Source organism: Achromobacter sp. 10T422 (assembly GCF_056394065.1).
Genome location: NZ_JBFTHD010000009.1, coordinates 59,754 through 85,801, shown reverse-complemented (window position 1 = coordinate 85,801; position 26,048 = coordinate 59,754). Strand labels below are relative to the sequence as shown.

22 protein-coding genes are annotated in these 26,048 nt (G+C 65.7%); 11 read left to right on the top strand and 11 right to left on the bottom strand.

Translation table 11 applies throughout. The features are described 5' to 3' along the window. The 3 genes from AC1DB0_RS24105 to AC1DB0_RS24095 are packed head-to-tail and all read left to right on the top strand — an operon-like array spanning position 1 to position 3,400. Complete coding sequence (locus AC1DB0_RS24105; RefSeq protein WP_447982632.1) at positions 1–1,116, top strand: glycosyltransferase family 4 protein; 1,116 nt, start codon at positions 1–3, stop codon at positions 1,114–1,116. Beyond that, positions 1,113–2,270: a glycosyltransferase family 4 protein gene (locus tag AC1DB0_RS24100; protein WP_476758110.1), complete on the top strand. Its 1,158-nt coding sequence runs from the start codon at positions 1,113–1,115 to the stop codon at positions 2,268–2,270. The genes AC1DB0_RS24105 and AC1DB0_RS24100 overlap by 4 nt, the downstream gene beginning before the upstream one ends. After that, a complete protein-coding gene (locus AC1DB0_RS24095) occupies positions 2,267–3,400 on the top strand; it encodes a glycosyltransferase family 4 protein (protein ID WP_054423167.1) in 1,134 nt (377 codons plus the stop codon). The genes AC1DB0_RS24100 and AC1DB0_RS24095 overlap by 4 nt, the downstream gene beginning before the upstream one ends. Positions 3,401–3,463: 63 nt before the next feature. Here AC1DB0_RS24095 and pgi read toward each other — a convergent pair whose 3' ends face one another. Both pgi and AC1DB0_RS24085 read right to left on the bottom strand, forming a co-directional pair. Beyond that, a complete protein-coding gene (gene pgi, locus AC1DB0_RS24090) occupies positions 3,464–5,017 on the bottom strand; it encodes a glucose-6-phosphate isomerase (RefSeq protein WP_476758109.1) in 1,554 nt (517 codons plus the stop codon). Positions 5,018–5,024: 7 nt separating this feature from the next. Beyond that, complete coding sequence (locus tag AC1DB0_RS24085) at positions 5,025–6,419, bottom strand: phosphomannomutase/phosphoglucomutase (protein ID WP_054423165.1); 1,395 nt, start codon at positions 6,417–6,419, stop codon at positions 5,025–5,027. Between the two features lie 324 nt (positions 6,420–6,743). Here AC1DB0_RS24085 and AC1DB0_RS24080 point away from each other — a divergent pair, with 324 nt between their 5' ends. From AC1DB0_RS24080 to AC1DB0_RS24060, 5 genes are all read left to right on the top strand, one after another. Next, on the top strand, positions 6,744–7,373 hold the full coding sequence (locus AC1DB0_RS24080) for a BPTD_3102 family carboxylase-like protein (RefSeq protein WP_175170914.1): 630 nt from the start codon (positions 6,744–6,746) through the stop codon (positions 7,371–7,373). Between the two features lie 96 nt (positions 7,374–7,469). Continuing rightward, positions 7,470–8,885 carry an FAD-binding oxidoreductase gene (locus tag AC1DB0_RS24075; protein WP_476758755.1) on the top strand — a complete coding sequence of 472 codons (1,416 nt, stop codon included), beginning with the start codon at positions 7,470–7,472 and terminating at the stop codon, positions 8,883–8,885. Positions 8,886–8,937: 52 nt separating this feature from the next. Then, positions 8,938–9,651, top strand: coding sequence for a response regulator transcription factor (locus AC1DB0_RS24070; RefSeq protein WP_054423361.1), 714 nt, complete (start codon positions 8,938–8,940; stop codon positions 9,649–9,651). After that, positions 9,648–11,054: a sensor histidine kinase gene (locus AC1DB0_RS24065; RefSeq protein ID WP_476758108.1), complete on the top strand. Its 1,407-nt coding sequence runs from the start codon at positions 9,648–9,650 to the stop codon at positions 11,052–11,054. Before AC1DB0_RS24070 ends, AC1DB0_RS24065 begins: the two co-directional genes overlap by 4 nt. A gap of 65 nt (positions 11,055–11,119) precedes the next feature. Next, on the top strand, positions 11,120–11,911 hold the full coding sequence (locus tag AC1DB0_RS24060; protein WP_476758107.1) for a phosphatase PAP2 family protein: 792 nt from the start codon (positions 11,120–11,122) through the stop codon (positions 11,909–11,911). Here AC1DB0_RS24060 and AC1DB0_RS24055 read toward each other — a convergent pair. The 5 genes from AC1DB0_RS24055 to AC1DB0_RS24035 all read right to left on the bottom strand — a co-directional run bounded on the left by AC1DB0_RS24055 (position 11,863) and on the right by AC1DB0_RS24035 (position 16,534). Next, positions 11,863–13,146, bottom strand: coding sequence for a TRAP transporter large permease (locus tag AC1DB0_RS24055; protein WP_054423161.1), 1,284 nt, complete (start codon positions 13,144–13,146; stop codon positions 11,863–11,865). The two genes, AC1DB0_RS24060 and AC1DB0_RS24055, sit on opposite strands and share 49 nt — an antisense overlap. Then, positions 13,137–13,700, bottom strand: coding sequence for a TRAP transporter small permease (locus AC1DB0_RS24050; RefSeq protein ID WP_476758106.1), 564 nt, complete (start codon positions 13,698–13,700; stop codon positions 13,137–13,139). The genes AC1DB0_RS24055 and AC1DB0_RS24050 overlap by 10 nt, the downstream gene beginning before the upstream one ends. A gap of 7 nt (positions 13,701–13,707) precedes the next feature. After that, positions 13,708–14,685: a TRAP transporter substrate-binding protein gene (locus AC1DB0_RS24045; protein ID WP_054423160.1), complete on the bottom strand. Its 978-nt coding sequence runs from the start codon at positions 14,683–14,685 to the stop codon at positions 13,708–13,710. A gap of 116 nt (positions 14,686–14,801) precedes the next feature. Then, positions 14,802–15,680, bottom strand: a complete 879-nt coding sequence (locus AC1DB0_RS24040) for an SMP-30/gluconolactonase/LRE family protein (protein WP_447578753.1) — start codon at positions 15,678–15,680, stop codon at positions 14,802–14,804. Between the two features lie 8 nt (positions 15,681–15,688). Continuing rightward, on the bottom strand, positions 15,689–16,534 hold the full coding sequence (locus AC1DB0_RS24035) for an NAD-dependent epimerase/dehydratase family protein (RefSeq protein WP_346551509.1): 846 nt from the start codon (positions 16,532–16,534) through the stop codon (positions 15,689–15,691). Between the two features lie 175 nt (positions 16,535–16,709). Between AC1DB0_RS24035 and AC1DB0_RS24030 the strand changes: the two genes are divergently transcribed. Together AC1DB0_RS24030 and AC1DB0_RS24025 are read left to right on the top strand one after the other, a co-directional pair. Continuing rightward, a complete protein-coding gene (locus AC1DB0_RS24030) occupies positions 16,710–17,438 on the top strand; it encodes a FadR/GntR family transcriptional regulator (RefSeq protein WP_054423157.1) in 729 nt (242 codons plus the stop codon). Between the two features lie 338 nt (positions 17,439–17,776). Further along, positions 17,777–19,672, top strand: coding sequence for an LTA synthase family protein (locus tag AC1DB0_RS24025; protein ID WP_054423156.1), 1,896 nt, complete (start codon positions 17,777–17,779; stop codon positions 19,670–19,672). Positions 19,673–20,177: 505 nt separating this feature from the next. On the opposite strand, the gene fahA is transcribed toward AC1DB0_RS24025, so the two are convergent. Together fahA and hmgA are read right to left on the bottom strand one after the other, a co-directional pair. Next, on the bottom strand, positions 20,178–21,497 hold the full coding sequence (gene fahA, locus AC1DB0_RS24020) for a fumarylacetoacetase (protein ID WP_342066238.1): 1,320 nt from the start codon (positions 21,495–21,497) through the stop codon (positions 20,178–20,180). 119 nt (positions 21,498–21,616) lie between these two features. Beyond that, positions 21,617–22,915 carry a homogentisate 1,2-dioxygenase gene (gene hmgA, locus AC1DB0_RS24015; protein WP_054423154.1) on the bottom strand — a complete coding sequence of 433 codons (1,299 nt, stop codon included), beginning with the start codon at positions 22,913–22,915 and terminating at the stop codon, positions 21,617–21,619. 164 nt (positions 22,916–23,079) lie between these two features. Here hmgA and AC1DB0_RS24010 point away from each other — a divergent pair, with 164 nt between their 5' ends. Next, positions 23,080–23,988, top strand: coding sequence for a LysR family transcriptional regulator (locus tag AC1DB0_RS24010; protein ID WP_342066239.1), 909 nt, complete (start codon positions 23,080–23,082; stop codon positions 23,986–23,988). A gap of 75 nt (positions 23,989–24,063) precedes the next feature. Here AC1DB0_RS24010 and AC1DB0_RS24005 read toward each other — a convergent pair whose 3' ends face one another. Together AC1DB0_RS24005 and AC1DB0_RS24000 are read right to left on the bottom strand one after the other, a co-directional pair. After that, entirely contained in the window at positions 24,064–24,270 is a 207-nt protein-coding gene (locus AC1DB0_RS24005; RefSeq protein WP_427950646.1) for a DUF2783 domain-containing protein, read from the bottom strand. Positions 24,271–24,289: 19 nt separating this feature from the next. Beyond that, positions 24,290–25,969 (bottom strand): FAD-dependent oxidoreductase, encoded by a 1,680-nt coding sequence (locus AC1DB0_RS24000; protein ID WP_476758105.1) that lies wholly within the window; start codon positions 25,967–25,969, stop codon positions 24,290–24,292. Positions 25,970–26,048: the final 79 nt, after the last annotated feature.

Genomic DNA, 26,048 nt, shown 5'->3' with positions numbered 1-26,048 from the left:
ATGAGAATATTGATGCTGGTCAGTTCCATGCATGCGGGCGGCGCCGAGCGGGTGGCTGCCACACTCGTCAGCGCATGGGCCGAACGCGGGGATGCCGTCACCTTGACGCCCACCTACTCGTCCAAGGGCACGTGTTTTTATCCCTTATCGGACAAGGTCGAACTTGCCTGGCTGGCCGATATCGCCGGCACGCGGGCCTCGGGCGGGTGGGCTGCGTTCAAGCGCCTGATGGCGCTACGCAAACACATCCGCGACACCAAGCCCGATGTGGTGGTGTCTTTCCTGACCAACGTCAATGTGGCCGCCATCCTCGCCACGCGAGGGCTGGGCGTGCCGCTCATCGTTTGCGAACGGACCAACCCCGTCGCCGAAACGACCACGGGTTCGGTGTGGCGCAAGCTGCGCCGGCTGCTGTATCCGCGCGCCGACATGGTGACGGTGCAGGCGGAAGACACCGCCGGCCCGTTCTCGCGTCAGGTGCCGGGCATCAAGCGCCTGGCCGTCATTCCCAATCCTTTGCCTGCGCCCTTGCTGGATGCGCCGCGCGTGCAACAGCGCGAAGACGGCGGCCCGCGTGAACTGCTGGCCATGGGACGTCTGGTGCCAGACAAACAATTCCATCTGCTGATCGACGTGTTTGCGCAATTGGCGCCGTTGAATCCCGACTGGAACCTGCGCATCTGGGGCGAAGGCCCCGAGCGTGCCGCGCTGGAAGCGCAGATCGAGCGCCTGGGCCTGCAATCGCGGGTCAGCCTGCCCGGCCGCACCGAAACGCCGTGGGAAGAACTGGCGCGCGGCCAGGCCTTCGTGCTGAGCTCGCTGGTGGAAGGTTTTCCGAATGTGTTGCTGGAAGCCATGTCGCTGGGCCTGCCGTGCGTGGCGTTTGATTGCCCGAGCGGCCCGCGCGAAATGACGCGCGACGGCCAGGACGCGTTGCTGGTGCCGGCAGGCGACAGCGATGCGCTGCGCGACGCGTTGCAGCGCGTGCTGAGCGACGTGTCGTTGCGCCGTCAATTGGGCGAGCGAGGAGCAACGGCCGTGCGCCATCGTTATGCGTTGGAAGCGGTGCTGACGGAATGGGACGAACTGTTCGAAGCGGTGCGGGAGGGGCGATGAGCACCCCCGCGCTACGCGTGCTGCATGTCATCACCGGTCTGGGGCAGGGCGGCGCGGAATCCGTGCTGCTGCGCCTGGCGACCTATCCCGAGGCGGGGGTGGAACACACCGTCGTGTCGCTGACCGATGAAGGTATCTACGGCGAGCGTCTGCGCGCAGCCGGCGTTGCGGTGCATGCGCTGGGCATGAAGCGCGGGCGTGTCAGCCTGGGCGGCTTTTTGGCCCTGCGCCGGTTGATCGCCGACGCGCGCCCCGACGCCGTGCAGACGTGGATGTATCACGCCGACCTGATCGGCGGGCTGGCCGCAAGGCTGGCGGGCGTGCGCGCCATTGCGTGGGGCATCCGCAATTCGGGCGCGCACCTGGAGCGCAGCAGCCGGTCGGCGCGCATCGTGTTGCGTGCGTGCGCGGCCTTGTCGGGCAGCGTGCCTCGCGCCATTGTCTGCGCCGCGCAGAACGCCGCCGAGCGCCATGCCGAAAAGGGTTATCGGCGCGACCGCATGGAGGTGATCTCCAACGGCTATGACTTATCGCGCTATGCCCCCGATGCGCTGGCACGTTCGCGCGTGCGGGCGCAATGGGGCGTGTCGGAAGACGCGCCGGTGATCGGCTGCGTGGCCCGCTGGGACCCGCTCAAGGACCACGCCAATCTGCTGCGCGCCGTGGCCGCGCTGGTGCGCGATGGCCGTGATGGCGGCCTGCGTTGCGTGCTGGTCGGACGCGGCATGAGCGCCGACAACCCCGAACTTGCCGCCCTGATCGACAAGCTGAACCTGCGCGACCGCCTGATACTTGCCGGCCCCAGCGACGATGTTCCCGCCGTGATGAACGGCCTGGACCTGCACGTGCTGTCGAGCTGCGCCGAAGGCTTTCCCAACGTCGTGGCCGAAGCCATGGCCTGCGGCGTGTACTGCGTGGTGACCGACGTGGGCGACGCCGCCTACATCGTTGGCGACACTGGCGTGGTCGTGCCGCCTGAACAAGCCGAGGCGCTTGCGCGCGGCATCGAGACCGCCTTGTGCGACGTGGCCGCGCGCGGCCATGGCCGTGCAGGCGAAGCCGGCCGCGCCCGCGTGCTGGAAAATTTTGACCTTGCCCGCATGGTGCAACGTTACATCGCCGTATGGCGCCGCATTTCTGGAGTCCAGGCATGAGCACCGGCCGCCGCCTGATGTTTGTCGTCAATAACCCCGCGTTCTTCATGTCGCATCGCGTGCCAGTGGCGCTGGCCGCACAACGCGCGGGGTATGACGTGCATGTGGCGACGATGGACGGGCCCGCCGTGGCCGACATCCAGGCACTCGGCATGACGCACCACGCCATTCCGATGACGCGCAGCGGCAAGCATCCCTTGCAGGAGCTGGGCACCTTGATGGCGCTGTTGCGGCTGTTCCGCCGCGTGCGTCCTGACGTGGTGCACCTGGTCACGATCAAGCCCGTGCTGTATGGCGGCATCGCCGCGCGTCTGGCGCGCGTGCCCGGCATGGTGGCCGCGATCTCCGGGCTGGGCTTCGTGTTCCTGTCCAATTCGCTGAAGATGCGGATGGTGCGCGCGGTGGTGGCGCGGCTGTATCGCGTGGCGCTGGGGCATCCCAATAGCCGGGTGATTTTCCAGAACACCAGCGACCGCGACATGCTCAAGTCGCTGGGCGCCGTGCGCGATGAGCAGGTCGTCATCATCCGCGGCGCAGGCGTGGACCTGAACGCGTACCGGGCCTTGCCCGAGCCGCCCGCGCCGCCCGTCGTGGTGACGATGGTGGCGCGCTTGCTGCGCGACAAGGGCGTACAGGAATTCGTGCAGGCGGCGTCGCTGCTGCGCGAACGCGGCGTGCCCGTGACGATGCAATTGGTGGGCGGCGTGGACGCTGGCAACCCGGCATCGGCGACGCAGGCCGAGGTCGAGGCCTGGCAACGTGATGGCGCGGTCCAGGCGCTGGGCGAACGGTCGGACATCGCCGAACTGTACGCGGCGTGCCACATCGCCGTGCTGCCCTCATACCGTGAGGGGCTGCCGAAGTCACTGATCGAAGCCGCGGCCTGCGGGCGTGCGGTGGTGACGACCGACGTGCCCGGCTGCCGCGATGCCATCGAACCGAATGAGACGGGCTTGCTGGTGCCCGTGCGTGATGCGCGAGCCTTGGCCGACGCCATCGAACGCTTGGCAGAAGACGCCGCGCTGCGTCAGTCCATGGGGGCAGCGGGCCGTGTGCTGGCGGAACGCGAATTCAATATCGAGCGCGTCGCTCGCATCCATGTGGAGCTGTACGACGCGCTCAGCGCCTGAGCCGGCTGAACGCATAGGGCGTGCTGGGTGGAGCACGCCGCGTGGCGTACTCCGCGGGGCAACCTAGTGGCGGCGCGCCATCGCGTCGATCCAGAAACGGGTCGACGGGTCTTGTTGGCCAGGCTGCGGCGCATCCAGTTCACGCATGATGCTCTTGGCCAGCACCTTGCCGAATTCCACGCCCCATTGATCAAACGGGTTGATGCCCCAGATCACGCCTTGCGTGAACACCTTGTGTTCGTACAGGGCCAGCAGCGCGCCCAGCGTGTAGGCTTCCAGACGCGGCAACACAATCAGTGACGACGGGCGGCCGCCCGGGTGCACGCGATGCTGCGCCAGCAGCCGCGCACGGGCCGGGTCGCGTTCGGTGGCGGAGGTTTCCGCCAACGCTTCCTCGAACGATTTGCCGCGCAACAGCGCCGAGCGCTGCGCCAGGCAATTGGCGATCAGCAGCTCGTGATGGCGCGCGTAATCGTGGTCGGGCTGTTCGCACAGGATGAAATCCACGGGCGCGCCCATGGTGTCCTGATGCAGCCATTGGAAGAAGGTGTGCTGGCAGTCGGTGCCTGACATGCCCCAGATCGCCGCGCCGGTTGGCACGCCCACGGGGCTGCCGTCGGCGGTGGCGACCTTGCCCAGCGATTCCATTTCCAGCTGCTGCGCCCACGGCACCAGGTGATACAGCCGGGAATCATAGGGCGCGATGACCAGCGAGTCATACCCCAGCACGCTGCGATTCACGACCCCGGCAAGCGCCATTTGCACGGGCGCGTTGTCGGCCAGCGGCGCGGTGCGGAAGTGTTCGTCCATGGCGGCGGCGCCGGCCAGCAGCTGGTCGAACGCATCGTTGCCCAGCGCCAAGGCGATGGGCAGACCGATGGCCGACCACAGCGAATAGCGCCCGCCCACCCAGTCCCAGATCTGAAAGATGTGGTCGGGCAGAATGCCCAGGTTCAGCGCGGCTTCCACGTTGGCGGTGATCGCCACAACCTGTTTGATCGGGTCGGCCACGCCCGCGTCGCGCAGCCAGTTCATCGCCACTTCGGCGTTGGCCAACGGTTCGGTCGTGGTGAACGATTTCGACGCGACGATGACTAGTGTGTCGTGCGGGTCCAGCCGGCTCATTGCGTCGGCCACCGAATGCGAATCGACGTTCGACGCGAAGCGGACTTCGCGGCGGGCGCCGCCATGGCGCAGCGCGCGGGTGACCAGGCGCGGCCCCCAGTCGCTGCCGCCGATACCCAGATGCAGCACATAGCCGTAGCGGTCGGCGGCATCGGCCTCGCGCACGAATTCGCGCAGACGGTCGCGTTCGGCCTGCACGGCGTTGGCGACTGCCGGCGGCGGCTCCGCCGCGCGCAAGGCGGTGTGCCAGGCGGCGCGGCCTTCCGTCCAGTTGGCGTGGCCGCCGTCGAACAGCATGGCGCGCGCGGCGTCAAAGCCTTGCCGCGCCAGCAGTTCGCCGGAAGCCGCCTGCAAGTCGGGCGAGTGGGCCTGGGTGCTCAGGTCCAGGCGCAAACCGGGCGCCGGGATCAGCCGCAATTGCTCGCCGCGCCGCGATGCGGCGTGGGCCGCTGCGGTGAAGCGTTGCCAGGCTGGGCTGTTGGACAGTGACATGGACGGCTCAGAACGGCAGTTTGGCGTCTGGCGCCAGCTTGCCCAGTTCGCGGCGGAAGTCGGCCTGGATGCGTGCGAGGGCCTCGGCGTTCTCGGCCTCGAAGCGCAACACGACCACCGGCGTGGTGTTCGACGGACGCGCCAGGCCAAAGCCGTCGGCGTATTCCGCGCGCACGCCGTCGATGGTGATCACGCGGCGGGCGTCGGGGAATTGCCCCTGGTCCTGCAAGGCTTTCACCAGCGTGAAGGGCTGGCCTTCTTCCATTTCCAGCTTCAGTTCGGGCGTGGACACGTCTTGCGGCAAGGCTTCCAGCGGCGCGCACGGGTCGGCAAAGCGCGACACGATTTCGAGCAGGCGCGCGCCGGTGTAGAGGCCGTCATCAAAGCCGTACCAGCGTTCCTTGAAGAAGATGTGGCCGCTCATTTCGCCCGCCAGCGGCGCGCCGGTTTCAGCCAGCTTGGCCTTGACCAGCGAATGGCCCGTCTTCCACATCAGCGGCACGCCGCCCGCAGCTTCGACCGACAAGCCCACGTGGCGGCTGCACTTCACGTCATAGATGATCGTGGCGCCGGGGTTGCGGTCCAGCACGTCGCGGGCAAACAGCACCAGTTGGCGATCCGGCCAGATGATCTGGCCCGACTTCGTGACCACGCCCAGGCGGTCACCGTCACCGTCGAACGCCAGACCGAGTTCGCAATCGGTCTCGCGCACGCACTTGATCAGGTCTTGCAGGTTTTTGGGTTCGGCGGGATCGGGGTGGTGGTTGGGGAACGTGCCGTCCACTTCGCAGAAGAGTTCGGTCACTTCGCAGCCCAGCTCGCGGAACAGCTGGGGCGCGACCGCGCCCGCCACGCCGTTGCCGCAGTCGATCGCAATCTTCATGGGGCGGGCCAGCTTCACGCCGGAGGCCACGCGCGCGATGTAGGCGGCCACCAGATCGAGCTGGCGGCGCACGCCGGCGCGCTCGGCGGGCGCGGGGCTCGTGCCGTTCATGGCGGCGCCCAGCGCCTGCACGTCATCGCCGTACAGGGCGCGTCCGCCCATCATCATCTTGAAGCCGTTGTACTTGGGCGGATTGTGGCTGCCCGTGATGGCCACGCCCGAGCCGCACTGCATGATGTGCGTGGCGAAATAGACCAGCGGGGTCGGGACCATGCCGATGTCCACGGTGTCCACACCGCCTTCCAGCATGCCTTCCTGCAAAGCCATCGACAGCATGTCGCTGCTCAGGCGGCCATCCCGGCCCACCACCAGCGTCTGCACGCCGGCCTCGCGCGCGCGGCCGGCCAGCGCCACGCCCAGGGCGCGCGCGAACGACGCGTCGATCAGGTCCGGCACGGTGCCGCGGATGTCATAGGCCTTGAAGACCGAGGCGGGAAACTGCGACTTGTTATTGCCCACGACGATTCCTTGATAAGGGAGTTGCAACGGGGGATTCGGCCGGGACTAATGGAAAACCCGAATGCCAAAACCCGCCTGAAAAGAGGGTCAAGGTGTGAATTATCCTCCATCGGCGCATGCGCCTTCATCCCTCGGTCGGCGTAGGGCGTCTTAACGGTAGCGCGTGCCCTGGTTTGGTGCGTGGCGCGGCCGGATCGCCTTGATCCGGTGCATGACGCGGCGGGGCTGAAAGGCCCTGTCCCAGGGGCGCTGCCGTGGCATGGAACTTGCTCGTCATCCGAAGGTGATACGCTTGCGCTGCAAGTAGAAAGACCGGGAGGGGCCATGGGTGCCAAAGTATCTACTGTCATGTCATCGGGAGGCGCCACCAGCCGGCGAGGCCCCCCCACGGATTTCGCCGGGCCAGCCGCTGGCCGCGAACGCCGGCTTGATATCCATGTATTCCACTCCGATGCCGGCGAATTGTCGTCTGGCCGCGCCTGGGAACGTTGTGTCTGGCGCGACGCGCGCGTCCTGATCGCTGAATGCCCGGCGCCGCATCTTCCCGCTTCCATTGAGTCCGCGCTGCGCGCCGTTGCCGCCGATGTCGCGCGCGATCGCGGCTGGCAGGGCATGGGCACCGTGGCGTTCGCGCTGGATGACCGCAGCGGCGTGTTCAGGGTGATAGGCGCCGATGCGCAGCCGCACAGCGGTTCGGCCATGGTCAGCCCCGATCCCGACAACGCGCACGCGCTGGAAATGCGCATCGACGGCTGCGTGGACCGCCGCCTTCCCTGCACGCGCCTGCTGGTCTGCGGCGCGACGCGGGGCGAGGCGCTGCGCCGCGCGTACCGGGCGCTGTCCGAGATGCCCGGCCCCGCCGGCGTTGACCGGGCATTCCTGATGAACCGCATCGCGTCCCGCGCTTATTGCTCCGGCCTGACCGGCACGCGCCTGGACCAGGCCGTCGGCTAGCGCGGCGCTTCGGCCCGCGCGATTCCGCCCCTACAATAGTCCGCACATCCCTAGACCCGCGCCTGGGCGAGACCAGGCCATTCTTGTGCGGCTGCTATGACATTGCTGAGCGATCTTCAGTCCCTCCTGGGTTTCACCCATGTGTTGACCGGTGTGGATGCCGAGTCCTATGTGCAGGATTGGCGCCGCCGCTATCGGGGGTCCGCGCTGGCGGTGATACGCCCCGGGTCCACGCAGGAAGTGGCCGACGCCGTGAAACTGTGCCTGCATCACGGCGTGCCGGTGGTGCCGCAAGGCGGCAATACCGGCCTGTGCGGGGGCGCCACGCCAGACGACTCCGGCCGCGCCGTGGTGCTGTCCACCGCCCGCCTGACCGCCATACGCAACCTGGATACCGACAACGACACCATCACCGTGGAAGCAGGCTGCATCCTGCAAGCCGTGCAAGAGGCCGCCGCCGCGGCCAACCGCCTGTTCCCGCTCAGCCTGGCGGCCGAAGGCAGCTGCACCATCGGCGGTAACCTGGCCACCAACGCTGGCGGCACGCAGGTGCTGCGCTACGGCAACACGCGCGACCTGGCGCTGGGCCTGGAAGTGGTGACGGCCGATGGCGAAATCTGGAACGGGCTGCGCGGCCTGCGCAAGGACAACACCGGCTACGACCTGCGCGACCTCTATATCGGCAGCGAAGGCACGCTGGGCATCATCACCGCCGCCACGCTGAAACTGTTCCCCCGGCCGGTGGCGTCGTGCACCGCGCTGCTCACCCTCGACACGATCGACCACGCCGTGGAATTGCTGTCGCGCGCACGCACCGGTTTTGGTGCCGCGTTGACGGGCTTTGAATTGATGAGCGGCGCCTGCCTGCAAGCTGTCGTGCGGCTGTTCCCGCAGCAGCGCCTGCCCTTCGAAGGCGCCTCCGCCGAGTCTCCGTGGTTTGCGTTGCTTGAGTTGTCCKACAGCGAAAGCGAAGCGCATGCGCGTGAACGCTTTGAAGCGGTGCTGGGCGAGGCCATCGACGCCGGTCTCGTCGACGATGCCGTCATCGCCGCCAACGTGGCGCAGAGCAAGGCGCTATGGCACTTGCGCGAAAGCATTCCGCTGGCCGAAGCCGAGCTGGGCAAGTCGGTCAAGCACGACGTGTCCATTCCCATTTCGTCCATCGCCGGTTTCGTGCACAAGACCAATGCCTTGCTGCAATCCCGCTTTCCTGGCGTGCGCCATGTGATCTTCGGGCATCTGGGCGATGGCAATCTGCATTACAACGTGGCGAACGCCGCAGGCCAGACCGAGGCCGAGTTGCTCGCCCTGCAAAGCGAAATCTACGGCGTGGTGCATGACAGCGTGCATGCGCATAGCGGCTCGATCAGCGCCGAGCATGGCGTGGGCCAACTCAAGCGCGACGAACTGCCGCGCTACAAGAGCCCTGTCGAACTTGCGCTGATGCACCGGATCAAGCGCGCGCTGGACCCGCAAGGGCTCATGAATCCGGGCAAGGTGCTGCAAGGCTGAGCGGCGTGGTCCGCTACCCCCTGCGTTCCTTATTTCACACGGAGCCTCAATGATGGCAGTCAGTCCCGCGGCGGGTGCGAATCATCGGGTGCTGATCGTTGAAGACGATCACATCATTGCCGGCAACCTGTTCTCTTTCCTGGAGGTGCGCGGGTTTTTGCCGGACGTGGCCTACACCGGCCACGCCGCGCTGGAACGCATGAAAGAGCAACGCTTTGACGCGCTGATTCTGGACATCGGCTTACCGGGCATGGACGGCAACGCAGTGCTGCACGCGTTGCGCAATGAACGGCGCGTGGATGTGCCCGTGCTGATCCTGACCGCGCGCGACAGCCTGGAAGACAAGCTGGCGGGTTTTTCCCATGGCGCCGACGATTACCTGACCAAACCCTTCGCGTTGCTCGAAGTCGAAGCACGTCTGCTGGCGCTGATTCAGCGCGCCAAGGGCTCAACGGTGGATTCGGTGCGCGTGTTTGGCCCGGTGCAGTACGACACGCGCAGCCGTGCGGTATCGGTGAACGGCACGCCCGTGCATCTGACGCGCAAGGCGGGCCTGATCATGGAAGCGCTGATGCGCGACCCCGGCCGGGTCGTGGCGCGTGAAGAGCTGGAGTCCATGCTGTGGGGCAACGAGCCGCCGTCCTCCGACGCGCTGCGCAGCCAGGTCCATCTGCTGCGCCGCGCGCTGGCGGATGCCGGCTTTGATGGCATCGAGACCATGCACGGCACCGGTTGGCGCCTGACGCTGGGCGGGGCCGCGGCATGACGCGCGCTGCCACCGGCACCTTGACGCAGCGCGTGGTGTGGGCGCTGACGGGCACGGTCGCCTTGTTCGTGACGGCGCTGGCGCTCTTGGCCTACCTGACGTTCGACCAGATGGAAGACGACCTGGTCAACGACATTCTCAATACCGAAATGGACCGGCTGGTGCAGCATGCGCGCGCCAGCGACGAATTCATGCCGCGCCAGGGCGCACGCGAATTGGGCGGATCAATGCGCGCCTGGATGAGCGTGGACGGACAGCGTCCGGCCGGCATTCCCGATGAAGTGCTGGGCCTGGATAACGGGCTGCACCTGATCGAGCCCGGCGCCTACACCTGGCACGTGATGGTGGCCGAGACCGGACGCGGCAAGGTCTATTTGCTGTACGACGCGACCGACAACGAAGAGCGTGTCCACGATTTCGGCCTGATCGTGTTGGGCGTAGGCGCCATTTGCGTCGTCGGCGCCTACGCATTGTCGCGGCGCGTCGCTACGGTGGCGGTGGGGCCGCTCTTGGACTTGACCGACCGTTTATCGACCTGGGCGCCCGGGTCGCCTGATATGGCCGTCACCCGCGACGACGAGGCCGGCCGCCTGATCGAAGCCTTCAACCGGGTGCAGAACCAGGTCGACCGATCCATCGCCCGCGAACGCGAGTTTGCGGGCAACCTGAGCCACGAGGTGCGCACCCCGCTTGCCGCCATACGCTCTGATAGTGAACTGATGTTGCTGACGCAGGCGCTGACGCCCGACCAGCGCACGCGCCTGACCCGTGTCATGGACAACGTGGACGACGTGATCGTGTGCCTGGAAAGCGCGCGGGCCATGGCGCGCGACCAATTGCTGCTGCCTGCCCCGGTTGATATCGCCGACTGCATGGAAGACGCCTGGCGCGGTTACGAGGTGCAGGCGCAACACGCCAACCTGCGTTGGGACAACCAGATTGCCCCCGGCCACATCCTGACGCTGGACCGCTACGCCTTGCTGACGGTGCTGCGCAACCTGGTGCGCAACGCGGTCGAGCATGCCGCCCCGGCTACGCTGACCACCCGATTCACCGACGATGGCGTGCTGGAATTGAGCGACGACGGCAAAGGCATCGCCGAAGCCGATCTGCCGTTCCTGTTCCGCCGCTACTACAGCGGCCGGCTGCGCGACTCCGGCGTCGGCGCGCATGACGAGACCGCGCGCGGCTTGGGCCTGGCCATCGCCAAGCGCGTTTGCGACATGCAGGGCTGGTCGCTGACGGTGGCGTCGTCGCGCGAACCCGAAACGCGTGGCACGCGATTCTCGTTGCGCTTCGACGCGGCAGCCGGCGTTGATTCCGCCACGAATTCCGCCACGTCCAGCACCCCGCGCGCGGGCTCCACAGCCGGCGTTGCGCCCAAGACACAAGATCGAATTTGACGATTTTTCGACTGCCCGCGCTCTAAGCTCTCTGCTTGTCCGACGCGTCCCCAGTCCATTGATCCATGTCGTCCCCCTTGCTGTCCGCGCCGCATGCGCCGTCGCCTGCGTGGTATCTGAGCACGCAGCTCGTCGGCGTCACGCTGATGCTGGCGTGCCTGGCGTGGTGGGCCAATGCCTCGGGCATGGATTTGCGCATCGCCCGCGCGCTGTTCGATCCCGCCCTGGATGATTTCCCGCTGCACCTGAATCGTTGGTTCGATCTGTTCGGACATCGCATGGTGCTTGCGCTGCCGATTGGCGTGGCGTTGGCGGCCGTGGCGGCGGCCGTGGCAAGCTTTCGCATCCCCGCCTTGCGTCCCTGGCGCGGCCCAGCGCTAGCGCTTGCGGCGACCTGCCTGGTTGGCCAACTGGCGGTTAACCAGCTCAAACACCACACGACCTTGCCGCGTCCCTATGATTTGGAAACGCTGGGCGGCTACACGCCATACCCGCTGTACTGGTGGACGTGGGCGCGTGCGCGGGCGGGCGGCGCATTGCCCAGCGGCCACGCGGGCGCCGGCTATTCGATGCTGACGCTGTATTTCGCGGGCTGGGCGCTGAACCGTCCGGCGTGGCGCTGGTGGGGCCTGGCCCTGGGCGTGACCGCAGGCGTCGCCTTTTCCGTGGTGCGTATTCTGCAAGGCGCCCATTTCCTGAGCCAGACATTGTGGTCGGCCACCTTGCTTTGGTTTCTGGCCGCGCTGTTCTTCTACCCGGTGATCGTGGGCCGAGCCGCTGCGCGCGGCCCGGCCCGGCAAACGCCGGTTCAGTTGAGCAGCACGCCCGGCAACCACAGCGAAAACGCGGGCACATAGGTCACCAGCGCCAGCGCGGCCAGCAGCGCGCCGTAAAAGGGCCAGATTGTGCGCATCACGGTGCCGACCGACACGCCGCCGATGGCGCACCCCACGAACTGCGTGGTCCCCACGGGCGGGGTGTTCAAGCCCAGCGCGCAATTCAGCAGCATCACGATGCCGAACTGCACCGGCCCCATGCCGTACTGCATGCAGATCGGCAGGAAGATCGGCGTGCAGATCAGGATGGTGGCGGCCATGTCCAGAAACGTGCCCAGCACGAACAGGATGATGTTGACCATCAAGAAGATGGCCCACGGGCTGGTCGATACCGACGCCATCAATTCGCCCGTCTTTTCCGCCACGCCATAAAAGCTGATCAGATAGCCGAAGGTGGCCGAGATGCCAATCAGCAGCAGCACGACGCCGGTTGTCTTGACGGCCTTGCTGGCGGCGCGCACGAACTGGTCCCACGTCAGCGAGCGGTACACGAAGATCGTCAGCGCCAGCGCATACAACACCGCCACCGCCGCGGATTCCGTTGCGGTGAAAACGCCGCTTAGGATGCCCGTGATGATCAACACCACAACAAACAGGCCAGGCGCCGCCGCGATCAGCGAACGCAGCACGATGTGCCATCCCGGAAACGTGCCCGCGGGATACCCGCGGCTGCGCGCCACGAAGTACGCCGCCGCCAGATTGCACAAGGTCAGGATCAGCGCGGGCACAACACCTGCCGCGATCAGCGCCGCGATCGACACCTTGCCGCCCGCCGCCAGCGTGTAGATGATGATGTTGTGGCTGGTAGGCATCAGCGCGCCGACCAGCGCCGCATGCGTGGTGACGTTCACCGCGTAGTCGGCGTGATAGCCCTCGCGCTTCATCATCGGGATCATCACCGACCCCATCGCCGACACATCGGCCACGGGCGACCCGGACACGCCGCCGAACAGCGTGCAGGCCACCACGTTGGACATGCCGAGCCCGCCGCGCACGTGCCCCACCAGCGACTTCGCAAACGTCACGATGCGGTCGGCGATGCCGCCGTACAGCATCAGTTCGCCCGTGAAGATGAAGAAGGGAATGGCCAGGAACGAAAAGGCGTTCATGCCCGAGGTCATCTGCTGGAACGCAACCTGCAAGGGCAGGTCTTCGACCATGATGGCGGTGATGGACGACAAGCCAATGGCGAACGCCACCGGCACGCCGATCACCAGAAACCCCATGAACGTAAAGGAAAGCAGTGTCAGCGCCATGCCGGTACCACCTTATGGTTGCGCAGGATGGCGATGATGTGCTCAACGGAAAAGAGCGCGATCAGGGCGCCAGACAGCGTCGCGGGGATGTATTTCCAGGCGTTGGAAATGCCCAGGTTGGGGATCTTGTAGGCAGACACCGATTCCGCCAGCATCCCGCAGTTCCAGGCCATCAGCACGCCAAACAGCAGCACCAGCAGATGGATGAAGATCCGCAGCCGCCGCTGGCCAACGGGGGGCAAGGCGTCCAGCAGCGATTCAAAGCCGATATGGCCTGCATCGCGCACGCCAACCGCCGCGCCCAGCATGGTGACGTACAGCACCAGCAGCAGCGCCAGGCTTTCGGCCCAGGTGGGCGTGCTGTTGAGCACGTGGCGGCCAAAGATTTGCAGGCTGACGGCGATGATCAGGCAGACGAGCCCGAACACGCTGGTCCACATGCAGACCCGGGCAATCCCCGCGCAGGCGCGCGTGTAGGCGTCCAGCGGAGCGGCAAGGGCTTGCGCCCCGCCTCCCCCGGTCACCTCAGGTTCATTCGTAGGAGTGGCCAACATGATGTCCTCACTGGACGGCCTGGATCTTTGCGACCAGGTCTTTCATCTCGGGCGTGGTGACGAAGCGGTCGTACACCGGCTTCATCGCACCCTGGAACGACGCCTTGTCCACCTCCACGATCTGCGACCCGGCCTTCTCTACCACCGCGCGGGATTTCTGCTCGCGTTCGTCCCACAGCTTGCGCATATAGGGCACCGATTCGCGCGCGGCCTCACGCAGAATCTTCTGGTCTTCGGGCGTGAGCTTGTCCCACTGCCGCTTGGAATAGATCAGAATTTCCGGCGTCATCGTGTGTTCGGTCATCGAGTAGAACTTGGCGACCTCGTAGTGATGCGCGCTTTCGTAGCTGGGGAAATTGTTTTCCGCGGCATCCACCAGCCCGGTCTTGAGCGACGTATAGACCTCGCCCATCGGCATCGGCGTGGCGTTGCCGCCCATCGCTTCGACCATGGCCACAGACAGGTCCGATTGCTGCACACGAATCTTCAAGCCCTTGGCGTCGGCCAGCGTCTTGATCGGCTTGTTGCGCGTGTACATCGACCGCGAACCGCTGTCGTACCAGGCCAGCCCGACAAAGCCCGCGGCTTCGCACGAGCGCAGGATCTGGTCGCCGATTTCGCTGTCCAGCACTTTGTGCAGATGGTCTTTCGAGCGGAACAGGAACGGCAGCGACGGCACGCGCGTGGTCTGGCAGATGTTGTGCATGGCGGCGCTGGACACGCGCGCCATGGCAAGCGCGCCCATCTTCACCTGTTCGATCGAATCGTCTTCGTTACCCAACGCGCCGCCGGCATACACCTTGACGGTGATGCGGCCATTGGTGCGTTGCTTGACCAGTTCACCGAACTGGCGCACGGCCTGCACGGTGGGATAGTCGTCGGGATGGATGTCGGCGGATCGCAGTTCGGCGGCTTGGGTGGCGGGAATCAGCGTCAGCAAGGCAGCCGCCGCCAGGATGGCGCGGGTCAGGGTGGGGCGCAGCATGTCTACCTCCGGTTGGAGTACGGCGTTTCGTTAAGGGCCGGGTCGGCCTCGAAGCTCTATGTGTACAGACCTACTTTGCGTGGGGCGCGGGACGATGCGGGCGCTCCGGTCGGGTGCTAACCGGTGCTTGCGGTTTCCTCCAGGCCCTGCGCGCCGGGGCGCAGGGCGAATACGCCACCGTCGGGCGCGCCAGGGGCGGCGTTCGCGGGGCGTATCGATGTGATGAAGAGGGTGTCCATGGCCGCGCCACCGAAGGCGCACATCGCGACTTTGGCGGCGGGCACGGTATAGGTGCGGTCGAGTTTGCCCTCGGGCGTGTAGCGGTAGACGCGGCCGGCGTCGTTGCCGCAGATCCAGTAGCCGCCATCGGTGTCCACCGCCGCGCCATCGGGCCGGCCCGCGGGCAGGGCGTCGATGAAGGGGCGGCGGCTGTGCGGCGTGCCGGTGTCGATGTCGTAGTCAAACGCCCAGACCCTGGCGCGCGACGGATGCGAGTCTGACAGGTACATCGTCTTGCCGTCCGGGCTGAACGCCAGGCCGTTGGGCACGATCAGGTCAGACAGCAGCACCGCCACGCCGTGGGGGTCGTAGCGGTAGAGCTTGCCGGCGGCTTGCGCCAAGCCCATGTCCATGACCATCGTGCCGGCCAGGAAGCGGCCTTGGCGGTCGCAACGCCCATCGTTAAAGCGCATGCCGCTGGCCGCGTGGGCGACCGCAGCGATCCGTTCAGGTTGGCAGGGCGCGCCCGCTTGCAGCGGACCGCAGCCGTACAGGCCGTCTTCCATCGCCAACAGCCAGCCCGCGCCGCGCGGCGCGATGCAGCCCGCCATCTGCGGCAGCGCCCAATGCTCGAACGTGCCATGGGAGGGCGACCACCGGTGCAGCGTTTTGCCGGGGATGTCGGTCCAGGTGTAGGCCTGCTCTGTGGCGCGCCAGACTGGGCTTTCGCCCACGCCGCAAACCAGATCCCCGATACGTTCAGCCAGGGTGGACATGGTGGCGTTTACTTGGAGGCGGGGGGTAAGGGAAACGGGCCGGCCTTGACGAACGCGCCGCCTTGATAGCGGGCGGCCGGGTCATCGGCCGCGAGCGGCGGCTGCGCTTCAACTTGCGCGCGGAAGCGTTCGGAAGAATCCTTGGGGACGAACCCCAGTACTTTCGCGGCGTCATCGTGCCACCAGCGGTCGCGGTTGGCGGACGCGCCGTAGACGATCAGATGGCCAACGCCGGGGGTGAACAGGGCGCGCGTGACGAGCTCCGTCAGGTCGTCGTAGCTGAGCCACGTGACCATCATGCGGCGGTCCTTGGGTTCGGGGAACGACGAGCCGATGCGCACGCACACGGTTTCGATGCCATAGCGGTCGAAGTAGAAGCGCGACAGGTGTTCGCCGTAGGCTTTGCTCAAGCCGTAATAGCCGTCGGGCCGCAAGGGGACGTCGGCATTCAGCTGCTGCCCTTGTTCGTAGAAGCCGATGACGTGGTTCGAGCTGGCGAACACCACGCGTCGAACGCCGTGCAGGCGGGCGGCTTCGTACAGGTTGTAGATGCCCTGGATGTTCGCGGGCAGGATGACGTCGAAAGGCTGCTCTACCGAGACGCCGCCCAGATGCACAATGGCGTCGACCCCTTCAACCAAGGTGGACACGGCGGCCGCGTCGGCCAGATCGCAGGGCAGGGTTTCTTCGCCGGGGGCGGCGGGGCCGACGTCCGCCACGTCCGACACGCGCAGCAGATCCGCGTGGGCTTTCAGACGGGGACGCAACACCTTGCCCAGGTTGCCGGCGGCGCCGGTCAATAGCAAACGATGGCAGCGGAACTCGGCAGGCGGGGTGTTGACGGTTTGGTTCATGTCGCAACGCTCGGTGAAAGAGACGGATATCCAGGCAGATACTCATGCGGATGAACGTCCAGAAGCCTGTGCAGAGGGGGGGCGATCTGGTACGTTGTCGTACAACCTGCGCAAAGTATAATTAGCCCCAAATTTCAGCGTCAAGCTTTGTGCAATCAATTTCGGACTACATCCCGTGAACGCTCCAGTCGATACCTCTGTTCTGCCGCAGCGTCGTCCCCGAAATCTGGCCCAAGGCCTGGTGGAAAGCATCTCGGAACGCATCCGCAGCGGCAACATCCGCCCGGGCGACAAGCTGCCCACCGAATCCGAAATCATGCGTCAGTTTGGTGTCAGCCGCACCGTCGTGCGCGAGGCGCTGTCGCGCTTGCAAGCGTCCGGTCTGGTTGAAACGCATCACGGTGTCGGCACCTATGCGCTAGAGCCCAACGGCAGTGGCGACTTCCGCGTCGACCCCGCCGACATCGCCACCGTGCGCGATGTGCTGGTGCTGCTGGAACTGCGTATCTGCCTGGAAAGCGAGGCCGCGGGCCTGGCCGCCATTCGCCGCAGCGACACGCAGTTGCAAGACATGCGCCGCGCGCTCGACCTGTTTCGCAGCGCGTTGGAAAGCGGCGGCGACACCATCACGCCCGACTTTCAATTCCATTTGCTGATCGCGCAATCCACCGACAACCGCTACTTTGCGGACCTGATGTCGCACCTGGGCTCGGCCATCATTCCGCGCACGCGCATCAATTCCGCCAAGTTCGCGCATGAAGACCGCGCCGCCTATCTGGCGCGCGTGAATCTCGAACACGAAGACATCTACAGCGCCATCATGCGGCAAGACGCCGAGAGCGCCCGCGCCGCCATGCGCACGCACTTGAGCAACAGCCGCGAACGCTTGCGCCGCGCGCAATAGGGCGACAGACGGGCCGCGTCAGATGCGGCCCTGTTTGCGAAATACGATGTCGTACAACGTTTGACATCGCGCTGGCGTGACGTCGACATCACGCTGGCCTGACGCCTACGTCGCGCTGGCGTTACGACGATGTCACGCTGGCCTGACGCCTACGTCGCCTTGGCGTTACGACGATGTCACGCTCACGTCAGGCGATCGGCCGCTGGTTGGCGCAAAACCGCGTTAATCTTTGCCCGTTTTCATTCCGGACATCGACGCAGCATGGCTTTGCTAGGCACCCCCCGCGGCATTCTTTCATCTGAAACGGCGAGCGCTCGCTATCTCGGGAGGGCCGCCGCATGCGCCGCCTGACACTTCGATTCATCCTTGCCATTCTGGCGCTGCTGACGCTGTCGCGTCTGGGGCTGTCGTTCTGGATGTGGGACCGCGTGCAAGCCGCTGGCGGCCTGTGGCCGGTGCTGTTCGGCGGATTGCGTATCGACGTCTGCCTGCTGTCGATGGTGATTGCGCTGCCGGCGGTGTTCTCGCCTTGGTTCGGGCACCGTCCTTTGGCGGCCCGCATCACCGCATGGTGGTTCCGCATCTGGTGGATGCTGTATGCGCTGCTGGAAGTGTCCACGCCGCAATTCATCGCTGAATACGACACACGGCCGAACCGGCTGTACTTCATCTACCTGCTGAATCCGAAGGAAGTGGGTTCGATGCTGTGGCAGGGCTACAAGGGCGTGCTGCTGGCCGCGTTCGTGGTGCTGGTGGTGGCGGCCTGGTTGGCCGTGAAGCTGTTCCCCACGCGTGCGCGTGACCCGTTCATGGCATGGTGGAAGCGCCCGATTGCATCGTTCGTGATCCTGGCGCTGGTGTTCCTGGGCGCACGCGGCACGCTGGAACATCGCCCGATCAACCCGGCCAAGGTGGCCTTCAGCTCGGACGCCATGGTCAATTCCTTGGCGCTGAACTCGCTGTACAGCGTGTTTGATGCAGCCTATCGCATGCGCGATGAACGCTCCTCCGCCGCCATGTATCCGAAGATGCCGGTCGACCAAATGAACGCCATCGTCCGCGAGAAGGCCGGCCTGACCGGCGCGCCGCTGGACCCGCGTTACCCCAGCCTGCACGAACAGAAAGCCACGGTACGCCGCGACAAACCGTTGAACGTGGTCATCATCTTGCAGGAAAGCCTGGGCGCACAATACGTCGGCAGCCTGGGCGGCCGCGACCTCACGCCCAACATCGACCGCCTCTCGAAAGAAGGCTGGATGTTCCACCGCGCCTACGCCACCGGCACGCGCTCGGTACGCGGCATCGAAGCCGTCACCGCCGGCTTCCTGCCCAGCGTCGCCGATGCCGTGGTCAAACTCCCCCGCTCGCAAACCGGCTTCTTCACGCTGGCGCAGGTACTGGGCAAACACGGCTACCACTCGCGCTTCGTGTACGGCGGCGAATCTCACTTCGACAACATGCGCGCCTTCTTCCTGGGCAACGGCTTCGACGAAGTCATCGACCGCCCCAAATTCGTGAACCCGGTGTTCGAAGGGTCATGGGGCGCCTCCGATGAAGACATGTTCAACCAGGTCGACCGCCTGCTGCGCGCCGACGGCGACAAACCCGTCTTCACGCTGGCGTTCTCGGTCAGCAACCACTCGCCGTGGGAATACCCCGAAGGCCGCATCAAACCGGTCGGCGACCCCGCCACTGTGGACAACACGGTGCGCTACGCGGACTGGGCGCTGGGCCAGTTCTTCGAGAAAGCCAAGCAGGCGCCGTACTGGGACAACACGGTGTTCCTGGTCATCGCCGACCACGACTCCCGCGTCTACGGTTCCATCCCCGTCCCCGTCCGCCACTTCCAGATCCCGGCAATGTTCCTGGGCGCAGGCATCACGCCACGCCAAGACGAACGCCTGGTCAGCCAGATCGACATGGCGCCCACGCTGTTGTCGTTGATCGGCCTGGACAACGTGAACCCGATGCTGGGCGCCGACCTGACCCAACGCGACCCCAACCGCGCGATCATGCAATACGCAGACAACTTCGGGTATTTGCAAGGCGACAAGCTGCTGGTGCTGGAACCCGCCAAGGAACCCAGAGAGTTCAAATACGAGGCCGCCCCGGTTGGCAAGGACGAGGTGTACGCCCCGATCACGCCCGCCGACCCGACGCTGACGGAAGAAGCGTTAGCGCACGCGTTGTGGGCAAGCTGGGTCTACCGCGAAGAAAAGTACCGGTTGCCTTGAGGGGGGATGGCACGCAAAGGGTAGGCACGCGCAAGGCAGTGCCCACCGCGCGCCACCCTTTACCCCACAAAACACGTGCGAGGGACATCAACAAACCACGCCCCGCATTCGCGAAGCGATCACCAAGCGAGCGACCCCCAGTGCGTATGCCGAGTAAGGCCGCCCGCGCGGCCGCCACTCGGCGGGCCCCGCAGCACTCGTGAATAAGGCACACCCTAGCAGCGCACCGACCCAAGACGGCGGCAGCCCGTCGGCGCGGTGGCCCTGGCGGCGTGCAACCTCGATGCGCCCGAGGGAATCTGAAGGAACCCGCCAACGGCGGGTGACGAAGATGACAACGGGGGGGGCCGCCTAGGCAAGTCCGGAGCGAAGGCTCCGGACCGCAATCGTGGGCGCACGCCGCCAGGGCCACCGCGCCGATGGGCGACCTACATCCCCCTAAGCCGCCCGCAAATAACCCCCCTCAACCCCGCGAGCAAACACCCCCCCCGCGAGCAAGCAATCATCAACCCCGCGCCGGCAACACCACCCCCGACGCTTCACCAAATCCAACCCTCGGATACCCCGCCTTCTCGCAAGCCGCCCGCATGATCACCTGATCCCCGTCCTGCAGGAACGTCCGCTTCTCCCCCCAAGGCAGATCAATCGCCGTCTTCCCGCCATTGCTCAACTCCAGCAACGACCCGGCTTCCGACGGCTGCGGACCTGACAGCGTGCCCGTTCCCAGCATGTCGCCCGGTTGCAGATTGCAGCCGTTCACCGTGTGATGCGTAATCAGCTGCGCCACGTTCCAGTAAGCATCCCGGAAATTGCTGCGTGACAGCGACACCGGCGGCAGCTTCGCTTCACGCGATTGCGCCGTCGTCATCAGCACCTCCAACTGCACGTCATACGCACCCTTCGCGCGGTTTGCATCGGACGCCAGATACGGCATCGGCTGCGGTTCGGCCGGGCCACGATTCCATTGCGTACGGAACGGCTCCAGCGCTTCCATCGTCACAATCCACGGCGAAATCGTCGACGCAAAATTCTTCGACAGGAAAGGCCCCAACGGCTGGTATTCCCACGCCTGAATATCCCGCGCCGACCAATCGTTCAAAATGCAAAGCCCGAACACATGCGCGTCAGCATCGGCCAGACCGATTCGCTCGCCTTGCTCATTGCCCGTACCCACAAAAATGCCCAGCTCCAGTTCGTAATCCAACCGTGCGCAYGGGCCGAATTGCGGCGTTTCGCCTTCAGCAGCGGGACGCGTCTGGCCAACCGGGCGCGGGAATTTCTGGTCCACGCCAATGCTCGATGCACGGCCGTGATAGCCGATCGGCACCCACTTGTAGTTCGGCAGCAAAGGGTTATCGGGACGGAACTGCTTGCCGATTGCGGTGGCGTGGTGCACCGAAATATAGAAGTCGGTGTAGTCGCCAATGCGCGCGGGCGTCGTGTACTCCGCGTCGGCCTGCGCCACCAGCAGCGGCTCGACCGTGGCGCGCAACGCGGCACCTTCACGCAAAGCACGCGACAACGCCAGACGCAGCGCGCTCCAGTGCGGCTGGCCCAACGCCATCAGCGCGTTCAGGCTGTCTCCCGCGCAGGCGGCCAAGGCTTCAGCGGCCAGACCTTCGAACGGTGCTTTCGCGGCCAGCGCGGCCAGGTCCAGAATCTGGTCACCGATCGCCACGCCCGGGCGGAACGACTCTTGTGCGCCCTTGCGGCGGAACGCGCCATACGGCAGGTTTTGCACCGGAAAATCTGACGTGCCGGTGTTGGCGCTGGCGATCCAGCTCTTCAAGGACGGATCGTGGGTTTCGTTGATCGTGGTGGTCATGGCTGCGTGTCTCTTCTGTAATGGTGGGAATGGGAATGCCGAAATACGGTATCGCTGAAATGCCAAAACGGCGATGCGCTGTCGCGCACCGCCGTGGAGGGATCAGCGCGGGGCTGCCGTCACGCCTTCGTGGGGTCGAAGTGCTTCACGATACCCTGCCAGCACCGGTAATAGTCGCCCTGCAATTCTACCGACGCCAGCGCTTGCTCCGTCGGGCGGATGACGCGGCGAGTTTCGAACATGAACGCCATCGTGTCACGAATGTAATGCGCGGCGTGCGTGTCGGCGTGCGAGGCCTTTTCGAAGGTCTCGGCGTCGGGGCCGTGGCCGCTCATGCAGTTGTGCAGGCTGGCGCCGCCGGGGGCGAATCCATCGGCCTTGGCGTCGTAGACGCCTTGGATCAGGCCCATGAATTCGCTGGCCACGTTGCGGTGGAACCAGGGCGGACGGAACGTGTTTTCCATCGCCAGGATGCGCGGCGGGAAAATCGCGAAATCCATGTTGGCCGTGCCCGGGGTGTCGGACGGCGCGGTCAGCACGGTGAAGATCGACGGGTCCGGGTGGTCGAAGCTGATCGAGCCGATGGTGTTGAAGTGGCGCAGATCATATTTGTACGGCGCGTGCGTGCCGTGCCAGGCCACCACGTCCAACGGCGAATGGTCGATGGACGCGCGCCAGAAGCCGCCCGTGAACTTGGCGATCAATTCGAAATCGCCTTCCACGTCTTCATACCAGGCAACCGGCGTCTTGAAGTCGCGCGCGTTGGCCAGACAGTTCGAACCGATGGGGCCCAGTTCCGGCAAGCGCAGCGCGGCGCCAAAGTTCTCCAGCATGTAGCCGCGCGCCGTGCTGTCCAACAGCTCGACACGAAAGCGCACACCCCGCGGAATCACGGCGATTTCCAAGGGTTCCAGGTCGATCAGGCCCAGCTCGGTGGCCAAACGCAGACGGCCTTCTTGCGGCACCAGCAGCAGCTCGCCATCGGCGTTGTAGAAGAAACGGCCCTGCATCGAACGGTTGGCCGCGTACATGTGTATGGCCACGCCGCCTTGCTCGTCGGGGCTGCCGTTGCCGCCCCACGTCTTCACGCCTTCCAGGAAGTCGGTGGGCGCATCCGGGATGGGCATCGGGCTCCAGCGCAACTGATTCGGCGTCACCGGGCCGTGGCCGAACGTGCTTTCCCAGCCCGCCGCGCCGCCAAACGCTTCAAACGGCTTGTGCTGCGCGCCCGGGCGAATGCGGTAGAGCCACGAGCGGCGGTTTTCGTTCCGGGGGGCCGTGAAGGCCGTGCCGGACAGCTGTTCGGCGTACAGGCCGTAAGGGCATTGCTGCGGCGAATTGCGGCCGACGGGCAGCGCGCCGGGCAAAGCCTCGGTGGCGCAGTCGTTGCCGAAACCGGTCAGATATTGCAGTTCCATGGAATCCTCCTGGGTGGCGGCGCGGTGCTTGGCCGCGCGATCGGTATGGGGTGGCTGTGCTGGGCGTACCCAGGGCCGATTCGCCATTGTCGGAAAAAACGCCCGCTACGGCTACGGGAATGCAAAAATACAGACTATAAATTTTGTGAATAGTAGGGGGCGTGATGGCGGAATTGCGTGATGTCGATCTGAATCTGTTGATCCTGTTTCAGCACCTGCTGGAAGACCGCAACCTGTCGGCCGTGGCGCGCCGCATGGATTTGACGCAACCTGCGGTCAGCAACGGCTTGCGCCGTTTGCGTGACGCCTTTGGTGATGAACTGTTCGTGCGCACCGCCCAGGGCATGTTGCCCACCCCTCGCGCGCAGCGGCTGGCCGGCCCCGTCAGCGAAGCGCTGACCGTGCTGACGCAGGCCTTGCAAGATCAGGATGTGTTCGACGCCGCCACCAGCACGCGACGCTTTCGCGTAGCCATGACGGACGTAGGCGAAATCCACTTCATGCCGCGCTTGATGGAAGTGTGCGTGCAAGTCGCGCCGCAGGTGCGCATCGATTCCGTGCGGGTGCAAGGGCCAGACCTGCCGCGCGAAATGGAGTCGGGTCGCGTCGATCTGGCCATCGGCGCGTTCGACGAAATGGGCGCGGGCACGCTGCAACGCATGCTGTTTCGCCAGGGTTATGCGACCTTGTTCCGGCAGGCGCATCCGACGGCGCATGCGGGCATGGGCATCAAGGCGTTCCGGGCGGAACGCCATCTGATCGTGTCGCGCGCTGCGCCTTACGGGCAGGTCAATCAGTCGATGGAGCGCGCGGGCATCGTGCTGGCCGAGCACTTCAGCGTGCCGCATTTTTCGGCCGTGCCGTACATCGTCAGCGCAACGGATTTGCTGGCGACGGTGCCTGAAAAGCTGGCCGCCAGCGCCGCGCCGCCATTCGGCCTGCGCTACATGACCCCGCCGGTGAAAGTGCCTGCGCTACAGACGAACCTGTACTGGCAGCGCAGGGTGGACCGGGACAGCGGCAACCAATGGCTGCGCGCGTTGATCGTCAACACGTTCGCGGTGGGCGCCTAGGATGGGTGTGGCGCGCGCCTCGGGCGGATGATTATTTCCGTGCCGGGCCGCGCGCTTCACCCATCCTATGGCCCTTCAAACCGTCGTTGTGTTCGTCACCGATGCCCGCGCTTGCTGCAACGCCTCTCGCAGCAGCGCCACATCGCCCAGATGGTTGGCCAGCAGCAGAATCAGCGCCGCGTTCAGTTCCTGGCTTTGCTCGTTGCTCAGGTCGCGGTGCGTTTCGATCAGCGCCTCGTAGAAGTCGTCCGGCGAGCTCAGATTGGTTTCAGTAATCAGCATGATGGAATGACCTCTGGATTCACGCGTGGCCCGTTGCGCGCTTTACGGCGGCGGCGACGGCTTCTGCGTTGAACGCGCGCCAGCGCGCGGCGATGTGCTGGTCGGGGCGGATCAGGTAAGCCGTGCCGGCTTCTGCGTCATAGCGTTTGGCCAGGCACCCTTGAACGTCCGTCACCACGGGCAGGTCGGCAGACAAGCCCGACACGTCGCACTGCGGGCCTGCCACCAGCACGGCCTTGACGGGCACCGCCGCCATGCGCAGCGCTTGCAAAGCGGATTGCACATCGCGGCTGGGCAGCGCGCCGTCACAGAACACGGCCAGCACAAAGCCGCCGTCCAGTTGCGACATCCACCAGCCTTCATCGCCGTGTGCGGCGACAGGCGCGTCCAGCGCCACCGCGCCCGGCACCATGCGGCCCGTGAACGCGTCGGCATCCGGCGTGTTCAAGGGCGACGCGGCGTAGGTTGCGGGCAATGACAAGCGGCCGCTGTTGACCAGCGAACGCGCGAACGGATGCGTCTTCGCCAGGTTCAGCACCGCGTTGCGGAAGCTGCGGCTGATGTCGCTCTTGGGGGTGATGAAGTCGGTCGCGCGCGACGAATTCAGGATGTTCTCGTCGGCGGCGAACTCGCGTTCAGCGCTGTAGCTGTCGATCAGCGTATCGGGGGCCAGGCCCGCCAGCACCAGCTTCAACTTCCACGCCAGGTTCTCCGCATCTTGCACGCCGCTGTTGGCGCCGCGTGCGCCAAACGGCGAAACTCGGTGCGCGGAGTCTCCGGCGAACACCACGCGGCCGTGGCGGAATTTGTCCATGCGTTCGCACGCAAACGTGTAGACGCTGACCCATTCCAGATCGAACTGCGCGTCGGGGCCGAGCAGGGCGCGGATGCGCGGCAGCACGTTCTCGGGCTTGACGGCTTCAACGGGGTCGGCATTCCAGCCCAGCTGGAAGTCGATGCGCCAGACGTTGTCGGGCTGGCGGTGCAGTAGTACTGATTGGTTGGGATGGAAGGGCGGGTCGAACCAGAACCAGCGTTCGGTCGGGAAGTCGGCCTTCATCTTCACGTCGGCAATCAGGAAGCGGTCGCGGAAAATGCGGCCGTGGCTTTCCTGGCCGATCAGCTTGCGCACCGGCGAGCGCGCACCGTCGCAGGCGACGAGCCAGTCGGCGTGAAGCGTGTACGGGCCTTCGGGGGTTTCGATCGTCAGGTCGACGCCGTCATCGGCCTGCGTGACGCCGGCCACCTTGTTCTTCCAGCGCAGGTCGATATTCGGTTCCTGGCGCGCCTGCTCGTACAGATAGCCTTCGGCGTAGTACTGCTGCAGGTTGATGAAGGCGGGGCGGCGGTGGCCGGGTTCGGGCAGCAGGTCAAAGCGCCACACTTCCTGTTCGCGGAAGAACACCTTGCCCACATTCCACGACACGCCTTTGTCGATCATGCGCTGGCCGACGCCCAGGCGGTCCCAGATTTCCAGCGTGCGCTTGGAAAAGCAGATGGCGCGCGAGCCTGTGGACAAGCGGTAATCGTCGTCCAGCACCACCACGCGCACGCCTTGGCGGGCGAGATCCAGCGCGGTGGTCAGGCCGACCGGGCCGGCGCCCACCACCACCACTTGGTGGCGCGGCGCTGCGCCGGCGCTTTGGTCGGCGTGCTTTTCATAGGCGAACTCCATCGCCTGAAAGTCGATGTCTCCCACGGTTGTCTCCTGTGTGGGTCACTTTGTTTTTATGCGCGAAGCCGCGCGCCGTCTTGCGACGCGCGTCTTCGGTTCTTGC